The organism is Candidatus Hydrogenedentota bacterium, assembly GCA_035416745.1.
Lineage (GTDB): Bacteria > Hydrogenedentota > Hydrogenedentia > Hydrogenedentales > SLHB01 > UBA2224.
In genome coordinates this window covers 11,270-24,730 of record DAOLNV010000026.1, presented here as the reverse complement: position 1 = coordinate 24,730, position 13,461 = coordinate 11,270, and the positions used below count along the sequence as shown (strand labels likewise).

Genomic DNA, 13,461 nt, shown 5'->3' with positions numbered 1-13,461 from the left:
GTGCGTATCGAAGCCCTCGCCATCGAACCCGCTCAATTCACGGCCCTGATCGAGGAACTCCGCTTTCGTTATCACAAGTGGGATGCCTATGTCAGTGGCACGTTGCGCGTTCTATCCGAAGCCCTCCTGATCAGCCCCAAAGAACACGAGGATGCCGTCGCCTGCTGCGTCCGCATCCATGACGCTCTCGGAAGAGCGGCCTCCCGTGTGCTTGAGGAGCCCCGGTGGTTGGGACGTTTGGGCATACCCCCCGCGGCCCTGGAAATCATCCGCGCCGAGAAGCCTCACCCCCACAGTATCGTCCGCTACGACCTTATAGCAACGGCGTCCGGATGGATGATTCCCGAGTTCAACGAAGACGCACCAGGCGGTTTCAACGAGTCCATCGCGGCCAATGATTTGTTCGCCAGGCTGCTGTCGCAGGCTTCGGTTCGCGGGGATTTCGCCCGCAGCTTTCTGGACTCTTTGCCCCCGGGCGGGCGGGCCGGTCTCGTTTACGCCACCGGCTACGCGGAAGACCTTCAACACATGCTGATAATGGCGGAACTGCTCCGGCAACGCGGCGTCGAAACCGTCTTGGCCGCGCCCAGCCACCTCACCTGCGGCCGCTTTGGCCCTCCGCATCTGCTCGGTCAGCAGGTCGATTGGATTCTCCGCTTTTTCCCGGGAGAATGGTACGGCTACCTGGACAATATCCGAGACTGGCGCCGGGCCGCCGCCAAGATCCCGGTGCTTAACCCACTCTCACGGCTGGTACGGCAGAGCAAGGGCCTCTACGCTCTGTGGCGCGAAGTGCCGTTGCTCGACGCCCCCGACACCGCGTTGCTCAATCAATACACGCCGTACACAGAGTTCTTTCGCAAGGACCGGGCGCCTGTCTATCTGGCCGAACGGGAAACCTGGGTCCTGAAGAAGATATTCGGCCGAATGGGCGATGCCGTGACCATCGGCCGCACCTGCCCGCCCCCTATCTGGGAGAAAGCGGTCGCCGAGGCGTCCAATACCCCGCAAGCATACATAGCTCAACACGCTTTTGTGCCGTTGCCGGTTCCAGACGGGACCCGCGCGCTGTTTCCGGCCCTGGGCGTGTACCTCATAGACGGCGCGTTCGCCGGCTACTATTCGCGCGCTGACGAAGTCGGATTCACAACCAACGAGGCTTATTATGTGGTCACCGCTGTCGAAACTGCTTGAGTTTATCGGGGCAATCCGCTTCCCCTTCTTGCGTCGCCGAGCCAAGTTGGCCGTCGGCCGCACCGATGTCCCTGACGCCCGGGGCACCGCCGATTGGAAAGAGTTCCTCGACGCTCGCGCCCTCTCCCGCGTATGGGGGCCGCATCCGCACGGACCTTGGACTCCGTTTCACTGTCTCACGCTGTTTATAGCCATTGACTACCTCAAACGCGAATTCGTGGGCCCTTGCGAAGCCGATCCGTGGCCCGTACGCGAATTCCGCGCCCCGGGATGGATTGCCCCCGATGCGCTGCTCGTGGTCGATTTGCCCGGACCCAGAACAGTGGCCCTTGGCGCCGCGCTGGCTGCGTCTGGCTGCGACCTCGTCTGCACCTTTAACAACTGGCCTCACCCCCAAGGGGTGCTTAAAGCCGAGCAGAACCTCGCCGCCATGCTGCGCTACGCCTCGTGGCTCGAGGAAAAGCGAGTCGCCTATCCCACCGCCGGCCCCGTCGCATGGTTGTGCGATGCCGAACGGCTGGGGACACGCAAAGGCAGGCCCGGCGAATTCGATAACCGTTACTATATCGAAGACGGGGTCCTGCCCGGCCCGAACCTCCTTCGGGCACAGGGTATCTCCAAGATATTCTATCTTTGGAGCCAGCCCGGCGCTGTAAGAGCCGACCTCGGTGTTCAGCTTTACGCATACCAGAAAGACGGCTTCCAAGTCTCCCAGGTATTCGTGTCCGACGATGGCGTCCTGCACGACCCCGAGCCGGTGTCGCTTCCAACGCCCTCGTTCAGCACAATGGGCTTCTTCCGGTCATCAGCGGGCGGCTTCGGGGCGCCTGTCCCGCATCCGTCTTCGGGAGGTTGAAGGGAAGGCCTTCCCATTTGCGCGTCGGGGCCGGCGCGGCCATGTCAGTTCCTTCTTGCCTCCAGGGACAGAAGAATCGTGTCCCCCCCTTTTGTGGCGAAACAATGAACACTTCGCGTATCGGACAGTGAATCTATGGCCGGCAAACGTGACATCTCTGTCGATGTGCCCTGCGCTCCGCTTCAGGCATTGGGGGAGGCCCCGCTTTTCATGTATGTTCTGCACCTCGCCATCGGTGAGTACGTCATACTGCCGCTCTTCGGCGCAAGACCCTTGCTCCAGTTCCTCGCCATCCAGGTCGTGCTGATGGTCCTGATGATTGCGGCGGCGTATGGACTGCGGCGCGTACGTGCCCGCTGGACCTCGCGGCCTTTCCTGGTTCGCTTCATCATAGGATAGAGTTTCGGCCAGTCCGTACGGCGAAATTACCGGCTCGATGCCAGATGAATCCGGGCGTTCGCACCTCCCATCATTTGTCTTCAAAGAGCGGCATTTTCGAAAAGAATGCAAATTTCAATCTCGCCTGCGATTGTGCGATGATCTATCGAAGTTTGAGGAGGATTACCTTTCGTGTCGCGAAAGTTAAATGCGTTCATACCGGCGGCCGGTATCGGGCAACGCTTACGGCCAATTACCCGACAAATCCCCAAGCCTCTGCTGCCGGTCCTGGGGCGTTCGCTCCTGTCCCGGGCACTCGAGCGCGTCTCCGCTCTTCCCGTGCGCCGTATCGCCCTCAACCTGCACCACAAATCTGACGCCATCGCCTCATGGCTCGAAGCCTCTCACTATCGGGATCGCGTCTCGTCTTTTCGCGAGAATTCATTGCTCGGCACCGGCGGCGCTCTCAAGAACGCGCAGCCGCTCCTGAAAGACAGCACGTTCGTTGTTCATAATTCGGACATCTTGACGGATATCGACCTCGGCGCCCTCCTCAAGGCACACGAGGCATCCGACAACATCGTTACACTGGCCCTCCACGACTGTCCCGCGTTCAACAAGGTCGCTGTTAACAGTGCTGGCGGCGTTGTGGGCGTGGGCGGTGTTACAGTGGGCCCGGGCACAACGCGCATCCTCGCCTTCACCGGCATCGCAATGTATAACCCCGAGTTTCTCGCCTACTTGCCCGACGGCGCATCCAACGTGGTGGACGCCTGGCTGGCCGCCGTCTCGGCGGGCAGGAGCGTCGGCAGTATCGACCTTACGGGCTGTCTCTGGCACGACATCGGTACTCCCGCCTCCTATGCAGCCGCGGTCGTTGACGCCTTGCGCCGTGACGGAGAATGGCTTTACGCCGCCGCCGGCGTCCGCGGACGGAACGTGGACCTCGATGGCTACATCGTCATCGAGGAAGGCGCCATGCTCGACGACGGCGCCGCCCTGCGCAACTGTATCGTCCTCCCGGGGGCGCACGTCGCGGCCGGCGTCCGGTACGAGAACTGCATCGTGGGCGATGGCTTCCGCATCGCACTCGCTGAACCCGAGTTCCTCGGCCTCCCCGTCACCGAGCACGGGGTTCCAATTGGCGTTGGCGGCTCTGGGCGGCGCTACTACCGTTCCTGGGATAGCCAGGGAACGGTCGTCCGTATGGTGTGTCCGCCCGACGAAACGGACTACGACCGGCACATCGCCTATTCGCGGTTCTTCGCCCGATACAACGTCCCCGTGCCGAAGCTGCTCTTCTTCGACCCCGCGGCCAGGCGAGCCGAATTCGAAGACCTCGGCGACCTCTCCCTGTACAACTATCTCCGCTTCCCGCGTCCCGCCGAAGAAACAGAAGACATGTACCGGCGCATCCTGGACAGTCTCATCGCCCTCCACGTCGACGCCTCGGCCCACGTCAATGAGTGCGGGCTTCTCGCCAGCAGGCTCTTCGACTATGACTACTTCCGCTGGGAGACCAGCTACTTTCTTGAACGCTTCGTCCAGGGCGTGTGCGGCCGGCATCCGGCCTCGGCCGAAGCGCTCGACCACGACTTCGAGCGCCTCGCCCGTCAGGCCGACGCCCTCCCCAAAGCCATTATCCACCGCGATTTCCAGTCCCAGAACATCATGATCACGCGCGGTGTACCCCGCTTCATCGACTACCAGGGTGCGCGCATGGCGCCTCCCGCGTATGATGTCGCCGCCGTGCTGTGGGACCCCTACCACAGGCTCGACGACGCCATGCGCGACCGCCTGCTTGCGCACTACATCAATTTGCGAACCCAGCGCTTGCGGGAGGATTTTTCCGAGCAGCCGTTTCTCGAATCGCTCGCGATTTGCCGGTTACAGCGCCACATGCAGGCTCTCGGCGCCTACGGCTTCCTGTCCACTGTCCGGCGCAAAGACTATTTTCGCAAGCATATCCCGGAAGGTGTACGCCTGTTGAAGGAAGATGTCGCCAACACCGCCGGCGCGTATCCCGCTATCGCCGAACTCGTAGCGAAGCTATAAAAAGCCTGCGCTTCACGAAGACCATCCTTTGTCCAAATGCAGGCGTGTCGAGCATCGCTGCCTGTTCTTGACAGTACAAGGCCATTATGCGGTACGCTAACCGTGTCCTCCACAGACATTCGGGTGTTTGTGCCCGCCTCGTGGTCCCGTAGCAGGAGGTGTCGCTTGAATCACAGCGGACTCGGTTTGACTCTCGGCGTTCTTGCCATTCCCTTGATTTGTGCCGCGCGCGGATTGTCCGCCGAGCCTGAGAGTTGCGCTTCGCCCGAACCTATTGGCCTGAATGGTGTCCTCCTTCGCGGTGCACCCATGACAGAAGAAACCCCCGGGCTGCGTCCTGAAGAGCAGGCGAAGAAACACGTGGCCGAACGCCTCGATCGGGCGGGGCTCTTGTACTCCGGGAAAGTGGTCACGGACCATAGCAAGCGCATGCTCAAGCCGCCGCCTGCTGTATCGAAGTATGCGGGTACCGAGTATGTGCTTGCCAGCGAGCCGCCACGCGTCGACTTCGGCATTATCCCCGTCCAGCCGGTCTTCTTCAGCAGATCTCCCGTCGACTCCCAATCCACGAACTCGAATGAGGCAGGCCCCTGGGCATGTTGGTCACAGGCCAACTATGACACGCGCACTGGAAAGTTCTACTCCTGCATCGGAGACCATGGAAAGTACGGCGGACATATCTTCCCGGTCGAGTATGATCCCGCTGCCAGGACGGCGAGGTGTCTTCCTGAAATCAACAGGACTCTCGGCCGCGGCGTTTCGATCTTCACGGACGGCAAGGTCCACGGATGGCTTGACTTCTACCAGAGCAAGCACCTTGAAAACCAGCATCTCTGGTTCTGCACCTATTGGGCTAAGTACCCCGAACCCGACGAAGAAGACTACGCCAGCGGCTATACCGGCGGCCACATCATGAGTTGCGACCCTCTGACGGGCAATTACATTGACTACGGTGTTCCCCTGAAACGCGCCTCGTGGCCCTATCACCGCATGGACACAACGCGCGGCATCATGTACGCCGTAGGCATGTTCTCCGAATTCCTCGCGTGGGACGTGAACGAGCAAAGGACCCTTTGGGCCGGATACCTCCCTGACGGCATGGCCTGGTACGTGCGGGCCCTCCTCATCGAAGAAGAAACCGGCATGGTATACTGCTCGAACGCCCACCAGCGCGACCCCGAGCGGCACTTCCTCAAATACGACCCGTTCAAGAATCGCTTCTCAATCCTCGAGTGCCATGTCCCGGCAACGTCGAGCCCTCCCTCGGAATTGGACCGTGACATGGGAACGTATGCGCCCATGCGCGCGCACACCGCACACCGCGGGCCGGATGGACTGTTTTGGTGCGCGACCCTGAGCGGGCAGCTCTTCACCTTTGACCCCGTAAAAGAGGAGATCGTCGACAGAGGCCCGAACTGGTGTGGGCAGCAGCGCTACACAGCATCAATGGCGCGAAGTCCCAGCGGACGGTATGTCTATTATGCCCCCGGCGCTCACGGGCACGGCTATTCTGACGGTTCCCCGCTGATTCAGTACGATACCCGAACGGGAACCAGGAAAGTCCTTGTGTTCTTTTTCCCGTACTACTTCGAAAAATACGGCTACACTGCGGGAGGAACGTTCTCGATCAAGCTCGATGAGAAGGGTGAACGGCTATTCATGGTTTGGAACGGCGCGTTTGTCGAGCACGAGGGAGACGTCTTGCGCGGAGACGTTTTTGGCCAGTGCTCGGTGATGCTGGTGCACATTCCCGAGAACGAGCGCCCGGAGTAAGACCCCGGCAAACGCAAACAGGTAACGAGCGGAGATTTCCGTTACAGGAGGCGCGATGAACATGACAAGAGCCACCGGTCCATTACAGATTATGGCCCTGCTGCTTACTATGGCTGGGCTGGCAGCAAGTGCCGCGGAACAGATTCCGCCTCCATGGGCTGTTTTCGAAGTGAAAACGTTTGGGGCTGTCGGGGACGGCCTCGCGAAAGATACCGCTGCCATCCAGAATGCGCTGGACGCATGCGCGGCCGCCGGCGGAGGAACCGTATATATCGCTCCCGGGACGTATCTTTGCGGCAGCCTCCACCTCCGCACAGGGGTAACGTTATGGCTTGATGCCGGCGCAACCATCAAAGGCAGCGAGGACAACAATGACTACGACCCCTACGAGGAATTGGGGTTCAAGAACGACTCCGACAGCGAGACCTCCTTTTTCCACTATGCGCTTATCTGGGGCGAAGACGTTGAGCGCATCGCCATCATTGGCCAGGGAACCATAGACGGCAACCGTACGAAACGCCGCGGGCCCAAACCCATTGCGCTCAAACGCTGCCGCTACGTCGACATCAAGGGAATCACCATCCTGAACGCGCCCAATTACTGCATCAGCATGCTCGGCACGGACTATGTCAACATCGACGGCGTCACGATCCGCAACGCCTATTGCGACGGCATTGACCCGGACTCCTGCCGGAACGTCCGTATCTCCAACTGCGATATCGCCTCCGTTGACGATGCCATTGTGCCCAAAGCCAGCTTCACCTTGGGCGAAAGACGGGCTACGGAGAATCTGGTCGTGACAAACTGCCTGCTGGCCACGGAATGCAACGGATTCAAGCTCGGCACGGAATCAAGCGGCGATTTCAAAAGAATTGCCGTAAGCAACTGCGTCATCACGGGGCTTAATGGGGATCCCGCGACGGGCGGTGTCTGCCTCGAAAGCGTGGACGGTTCCAACATCGATGGCGTGGTCGTATCCAACATCACCATGGTCGGTGTCCGCGCGCCGATCTTCATTCGACTGGGAAATCGCGGAAGGGATATGGAAACACCCGTTCCCGGGTCCCTCAAGAACGTCAGCATCTCGAATATCGTCGCCACTGGGGCTTCCCTGACTTCAACCATTACGGGCATCCCGGGACACGACGTGCACAACGTGGCCCTGTCCAACATCCAGCTCAATCATGCGGGCGGAGTGCCCTATTGCCCTCCCGGCGAGGCCATTCCCGAGTTGGAGGGCGAATACCCGAGCGCCGACATGTTCAAGTCAATGCCCACCTACGGCATGTATTGCCGCCATGTAAATGGATTGACCATATCGGACATGAGTCTCGCCTATGACGATGGTTTCTATCGGCTCAAAGCTGTCAAGAACCGGGACATCCAGTGGACGACTGACACCGGAGTTCCCCAACCGTCGGACCCCGGCCGTCCGGGGATCGCGCTCCTGTGCGACGATGTGAAGGTTCTTAGCCTCAACGGCTTGCGTGCGCGTCCCTCTTCCGGGGATGACCCCGTTCTGCGCTTGGTTGATTGCTGCAGCGCACTCATCAGCGGTTGCATGGCCGCTGACGGCACAAAAACATTTGCCGAGATCACCGGCGATAAGACCCATCGTATCCAATTCAGCGGAAACCATCTTGCCGCCTCCGGAAGAGCCGTTTCCATTGTCAAGGCGAACCGGAAGGAGGTCTTTCGAGAAACCGAGTAACCGGAAAGATTTGCGGGCGCATGCACAGCGGTTCCGCGCACAAGGGGCGGGCTCGACTGGACTTGTTTTCTGCTCGGATGTCCTTATTGTTGTGGTTGATTCCCCCCGTTTTGCTCTTGTCTAATGGGGACCGTCATGGTTACTTCCTTGATCGCAGGCGTCGTTCTTGGGCTGTCTTCGGGCTTTTCACCAGGCCCGTTCTTGACGCTTGTCATTTCCCAATCGCTCAAACATGGCCCCCGGGAAGGCATCAAGGTGGCCATGGCCCCGCTGATTACGGATGCGCCCATCATCTTGATATCCACGCTTGTGCTGACACGGCTGGCCGATTCCCGAGTACTTCTCGGCGGGATCACGCTGGCCGGCAGCCTGTTTCTATCGTATTTGGCATACGAGAGCTTCCGAACCAGCGCTTTCGAACCCAACGTGCAACAACCCGAGCCGCGCTCCCTGCGCAAGGGCGTACTCGTAAACTTCCTGAATCCGCACCCATACCTTTTCTGGCTCACAGTAGGTTCTCCAATCATGATAAAGGGATGGGCTGAAAGCCCCTTCATCGCGATGGCCTTTCTACTGGGTTTCTATGCATGCCTCATAGGCTCAAAGGTTCTAATCGCGGCGTCGATCGGCAAATCGAGGCATTTCTTCTCGGGCAAACCGTACGCCTGGGTAATGCGGATCCTTGGCGTGCTGCTCTCGGTGTTCGCCGTCTTGCTGTTCTGGAACGCGCTGGAATTCTTCGGCGCAGTGGGTTCCCAAACCTGAAAGTGCGGTGCGGCGACCCGGGGTCCTTGACTCGCGCTCTGACGGCTTCTATCCTTGCTGAGGAAGAGGGGGCGCCATATGCAAGATGCTGCATGCCGTATCAGGAGACTCTTACGCCACGGACTGCCTTGGGCCACGTTTATTCTCGGCTTTGCGCTTCTCGTGCCATGCGCCACAGCGGCGGACAATCCCCCAGACGATGTGAGCCGGTTGATCTCGCTTGCAGGAAACGCCGGCGATGATCCGGCCTGCCGTGACTACCTCAAACAGTTGCGCGACCTGCCCGGCTTGGACCCGAAACTCCAGGCCGAAGCGGACCGCCTCATTTCCGAGATCGGCCGGTGGATGACAAGCCCGTACCTCCCGTACTTCGGCAACGAGGTCCTTAAGAAGGAGGATTTTGATTTCGGTGTGCCCAAGGACTCCCCGCTCTATCCCATAACCGATATTTACCGCGGCCGAATGTTGTGTTGGGTCATGTTGGGCGTGGGTGGGATTATTGATGACCGGCGCGGGTGGTTTGACAACGCCCGAGAGGCGTTTGAGCGCGCCAGGGCCGCTTTTCCGGAAAACCCCACCGTTCGGATGTACCTGGGCGAGCCCGTTCCCCCAGCCAAACGCTTCCCAGAAATCCCTGGTGCGCCGGGATGGGCTGTCTATCAGCGTGAAGGCCTCGAACGCCTGGCCGATATCATCACTTGGTGGATTGACCATCGAATGCAGGAAAACAACGAGTACGGGGGCGGCTGGGGCGATGACTGCGAGATGTGGCGGTTCTGGGTGCCGGTCTTGATTGGATTCGACGATCCCAAGATCACGGCCGCTCAGGCGCGGTTCTCGAACGCACTGATGAGTCAAGACCACATGCAAGGCGGCTACACGGCTCACATCTACGACGTCGAGCACACGGCCGAGGATTCTGCCGACGTCATCACGCCCATGATGCACCTGGAACCCGGCAACCCCGAATGGGCCAGACGCGCATTGCGCCTCGCCGATCTCATGGAAACGCTCTGGACCGGCCAAAACGAGCGCGGGTTCCTCCAGTTCAAGAGCACCTATTTCAGCGTCGACCGGGTAAGCGCCGATCCCCGCCAGGCCTGCGATACGGTCTATCATCCCCGGGCCGTCCAGCCCACGCTGCTCTATTGGCAACGCACGAACGACGAACGCCTCGGCCGCCTGTTCACGGCATGGATGGACACGTGGGTCGACGCGGCCGCTCGAAATGAACGCGGCAAGGCCGCTGGCATCATTCCGAGCGCTATTCACTGGCCCGATGGCGCTATTGGCGGCCTCGGCGAGAATTGGTGGAAACCCGAGAACCACGAGGAAAGCGGTTTGTACACTTGGCCGAGCGCCATGGACCAAATGCTCCAGACCCTCCTTCTCACGTACCACATGACGCAGAATCCCAAGTACCTCGACCCCATCAAATCCATGGCCCGAATCCGCCTCGAATACCTCAAGCATCCTCCAGAGACTTCCCCCGCCCCAGGGACTGAAGCATGGTGCGCAGCCCGCATGGAATACCTCGAAAGCGTGGTGGCGAAATACCGGCTTTTGACGGGCCAGACTGACCTGGACCAGTTGCTGGCCCGTGACGCCAGCCCGTACACGGCCTTCCGGATAACCGGAGAGCGCGGACCCCTCGACGCCGCCCTCAAGGCCAATTCCGAGGCGCTCCGCATCAACTTCGAGGGATACACCAGCGAGGTTCGCTACACAGATCGTGTACTCCGCTTCCCGTCGTTGCTGGGGAAAAATTCCATGTATCCCGACGCGGTTCCCGGTATCGCCTTACCCGACACGAACCTGTTGTACTCCACTGCCACCGGCGACCCGGGCTCGGCGGGCTATTTCCCGCTCAACGCCGTTCGCTGGCTCACCCCGCCGCGCGGCCTGGCTGTTGTCGTTACGGATTCCGGAACAGCTGGGTTCGAAGCAGAGCTCTTCCATTTCGGCCAAGAGTCCCGGCCCATGGCAGCAGAATTGTACCTGCTTGCGCCCGGCGCCTATGCGTTTTCCGTCGAGCCGGGAAATGTCTCACAACCGTTCACGGTTTCCGGCTCCAGGACCCGGCTCGCGTTTGAGCTCCCGCCCCGGCAGCTCTGCATCCTTCGCGTGGCGCGGATGGGAGGCCTATTCCCCGGCAGTCCGTGAGCCGTTTAAGGGGATCTGCCCGTTTGTCAGGGCTGTTCTTTGAATATGCACAGCGTTTTCTGGAGGACGTGATGCTTTGGAGGTGGAGGTTCTCAGTAACGGCGAATCGCGCCGTCTTGTTCTGTTTGCTGGCAGTCTTGGCATTCGCGCCGGCAGCCGCGAAGCCCGAAGTGCGTGTTTCAGACGCACCCGCATACCGGTTCGAGGGCGACACGTACGCGGTGGCGTTTTATCTCGACGGACGCGTTGACCTGTATGCGCGTCAGAGCGGCCAGGACCTTCTTCTTGGAACAATCGGCGCGTTCGAGATGCCTGCCTGCGAGCTACGGAGCGGACCCTTGCTTTCCCTGAGCCGCTTCCGCAAAACCATTCCCCCTTCCGAAATGGTTCACGTGGAGAATGTCGCCACTGCGCTGCAGTCGCCCGATTCGGGATTTCCCGAAATCTACGTAGACTATCGCTGCGAAAAAGGCGCGTTGGCGGTTCTCTGGACGCTCATGCCACAAACGCTCCATCTGTGTTTCTGCATCTCCCCGGCAGAGGGCATGCCACGTTCCGAGGGACCTGCGATGTTAGCCTTCTCGCTCGCCGAGGGCGCGCAACCTGCCGAGCAGATCAAGCCGGCACGCTGGCATCAACATCCCCAGGGTGGCGTCCCATTTCAACTCACTGCCGGGATGGCCGACCGGTTCACTTGGGACAAGGTTTCTCTTGTGATGGCCAACGACCACGGCTTTCCGGCGCTGTATGACTCGCAAACGCAGCAGATTTACCTCTTCACACGGGACCGGGCTCGTCCTTGGCTGGACAATGCGCTCCAGGCGAATGTGGCATTTGCAATCGGCGAGGCATCGCCCGTGATGACGCCGCTGACTGTAGCGATAGCAGGCCGGGACCCACTGATGATGCGCGTCGTCAGCCAGGAGCCGTTCTATCTTGGAGAATCATGCGATGAACCGCTGGTGGCGGAGGCTCAGATGGTCCAAACCACCACGGGGCCTCAACGTATCGATCTGCAATATGTCGCCCGGGATTTCGACGGCCGCGTCATCGGCCAGGAAAGCCGGAGGTATGAGTGCTGTTCCATGGAAGTTGTGCGGGCACCGATCGAACTCAAGACGGATCGGGTCGGACCCGTCTATCTGGAGACGGTGGCCCGTACCGATTGCGCCACGGTTGTCGACTACGTGTGCTTGGGCGTTCTGCCCGCCCGGGAATTCACGGACGGCAAGGAATCCCGATTCGGCATTTCCGCGTATCGGGGAGGTGTCGGTGCGCATACCGAGTTGCGCACGGAGGAGCAACTCCTCACGCTCATGGCCCGCCTTGGCATCCGATGGCTGCGTGCCAGCGGCGACCACGCCCTCGCGCAACGGATGGGCTTCTTTACGTGGTATCAGAACAGTGTAGCGGGCCCGGAGGCTGAGGCCTACAAGCGGGGCGAGCCTTCCTGGATCAACGAATCCGCCAACCGCGAAGATTACCTGGCTGGTAACCTGCGGTTTGTCCTCGACCACGGAGACCTCGTTTTCGAGTTCACCAATGAGTGGAATCTATGGGGCGGGGAAGGGCAGGGGCTTCTGGCGGAAAAGTATACGAGGGATTGGCTCGTGCCCATCCGGCGTCTGCGCGACAAAATGGCCCCCCACGTGAAACTGGCCGGTTGCGTGCTCGCCAACGGCGACCTCGCGTTTCTCGACAAAGTATACGAAGCCGGCGGATGGGATCAGTTCGAGCTCCTGTCATTTCATGCCGCGGGCGAACCGCGTGCCCCTGACTTCGACGACGGAATAACCTACTGGAGCTACCTTGCAACGCTTCGGCGGATTCATGAGGCTATGTTGAAGTACGGGCGCAAAGAACTGTGGATGACCGAATTCTACGCCCCCTGCGCTCCCAACAGCACTGTCTCGAACAATGAACGCGTCGCCGCCGAGAACATTCCGTTGATGTGCGCCATGGCGATTGCGGCCGATGTCCGCGGGTTCATGCTCTATTGCCTCGACGACTTCGACGGGCCCGAGGAAATCAAGACAGCCAGCCAGGTAGGGGAGCCCGCGGAACGAGAGTCCTACTTTGGCATCGTACGCCGTGACTGGTGTCCAAAGGCAGGGCTCTGGGCATACCAGGCTGCTGCCTGGTACCTCGAAGGCGCGAGGTTCCTCGGCGATGTCCAATTGCCCGAACCTTGGCTGCACGGGCTGCTGTTCCAAAGCCGTCAAGGACGCGTTGCCTTGCTATGGAGCCGGAAAGATGGTTATCTCTCGCAGCGCCCGCCCCATCCGAGAGCCACCCATCGCCCGCCCTGGGAGGAGTTCTGGACAAGCCGGACGCTTATCGAGCTGCCGGCTTCGGATTCTGTGGTGACTGTCGTGGACTGCGTGGGTCACGCGCGCTACTTGACGCCTGGCCCCAACGGTAGCGTGACCATTGAACTCACCGGAGCGCCGATCTACGTGCTTGGCGCCGCCATTGAACCATGCGCGGGGCAGTTCTCGGAAATGTTCAAACCCACTGTGGCCATAGGGAGCTCAGAGCCGGTGCAAACGCCCTGAGAGCTGTACAA

At 60.4% G+C, this 13,461-nt stretch carries 9 protein-coding genes; all 9 read left to right on the top strand.

What is annotated here, in order from left to right; translation table 11 throughout:
• The 9 genes from PLJ71_10255 to PLJ71_10215 all read left to right on the top strand — a co-directional run bounded on the left by PLJ71_10255 (nt 1) and on the right by PLJ71_10215 (nt 13,450).
• Complete coding sequence (locus PLJ71_10255; protein HQM49062.1) at nt 1–1,194, top strand: glutathionylspermidine synthase family protein; 1,194 nt, start codon at nt 1–3, stop codon at nt 1,192–1,194.
• On the top strand, nt 1,166–2,050 hold the full coding sequence (locus PLJ71_10250) for a hypothetical protein (GenBank protein HQM49061.1): 885 nt from the start codon (nt 1,166–1,168) through the stop codon (nt 2,048–2,050). The genes PLJ71_10255 and PLJ71_10250 overlap by 29 nt, the downstream gene beginning before the upstream one ends.
• 210 nt (nt 2,051–2,260) lie before the next feature.
• Complete coding sequence (locus PLJ71_10245; GenBank protein HQM49060.1) at nt 2,261–2,449, top strand: hypothetical protein; 189 nt, start codon at nt 2,261–2,263, stop codon at nt 2,447–2,449.
• Between the two features lie 171 nt (nt 2,450–2,620).
• Nucleotides 2,621–4,483, top strand: coding sequence for a phosphotransferase (locus tag PLJ71_10240; GenBank protein ID HQM49059.1), 1,863 nt, complete (start codon nt 2,621–2,623; stop codon nt 4,481–4,483).
• Between the two features lie 309 nt (nt 4,484–4,792).
• Nucleotides 4,793–6,256: a hypothetical protein gene (locus tag PLJ71_10235; GenBank protein HQM49058.1), complete on the top strand. Its 1,464-nt coding sequence runs from the start codon at nt 4,793–4,795 to the stop codon at nt 6,254–6,256.
• A 55-nt stretch (nt 6,257–6,311) separates the two neighbouring features.
• On the top strand, nt 6,312–7,967 hold the full coding sequence (locus tag PLJ71_10230) for a glycosyl hydrolase family 28 protein (protein HQM49057.1): 1,656 nt from the start codon (nt 6,312–6,314) through the stop codon (nt 7,965–7,967).
• 135 nt (nt 7,968–8,102) lie between these two features.
• A complete protein-coding gene (locus PLJ71_10225) occupies nt 8,103–8,732 on the top strand; it encodes a LysE family translocator (protein HQM49056.1) in 630 nt (209 codons plus the stop codon).
• 78 nt (nt 8,733–8,810) lie between these two features.
• Nucleotides 8,811–10,895: a hypothetical protein gene (locus PLJ71_10220; protein HQM49055.1), complete on the top strand. Its 2,085-nt coding sequence runs from the start codon at nt 8,811–8,813 to the stop codon at nt 10,893–10,895.
• A 71-nt stretch (nt 10,896–10,966) separates the two neighbouring features.
• Nucleotides 10,967–13,450, top strand: coding sequence for a hypothetical protein (locus tag PLJ71_10215; GenBank protein ID HQM49054.1), 2,484 nt, complete (start codon nt 10,967–10,969; stop codon nt 13,448–13,450).
• The last annotated feature ends 11 nt before the right edge of the window (nt 13,451–13,461 follow it).